A 383-nucleotide genomic window follows, 5' to 3' on the forward strand; every position below is an offset into this window, starting at 1 on the left:
TCGAACCGATGACCCCCTGCGTGCAAGGCAGGTGCTCTAGCCAACTGAGCTAATCCCCCGTAATCATTGTAGACCCGAGCAGATTTGAACTGCTGACCCCTACATTATCAGTGTAGTGCTCTAACCAGGCTGAGCTACGGATCTGTCTAGGTTGCCGGTTGGCGGTTTCAATCTCTCTAACCGATCCAGTCCATATTACCAACTTGGCGAATGATTTCTATAAAAGAACTAATAAAATTAAAAGAAGGAAACAACAGCTCACTCAGGTTAATGAGCTCTAAAAAGGAGGTATTCCAGCCGCACCTTCCGATACGGCTACCTTGTTACGACTTAGCCCCAATTACCGATTTTACCCTAGGCGGTTCCTTGCGGTTGCCGACTTC

Annotated in this window: 1 tRNA gene and 1 rRNA gene; both read right to left on the reverse strand. The window is 47.8% G+C overall.

Features of this window, described 5'->3' with window-relative positions:
* Positions 1 to 69: 69 nt before the first annotated feature.
* Positions 70 to 144, reverse strand: a tRNA-Ile gene (locus tag AC1DFM_RS34890).
* A gap of 137 nt (positions 145 to 281) precedes the next feature.
* Positions 282 to 383: ribosomal RNA gene (locus AC1DFM_RS34895) — 16S ribosomal RNA — on the reverse strand; the annotation flags it as partial.

The organism is Chitinophaga sp. 05T412, assembly GCF_056396465.1.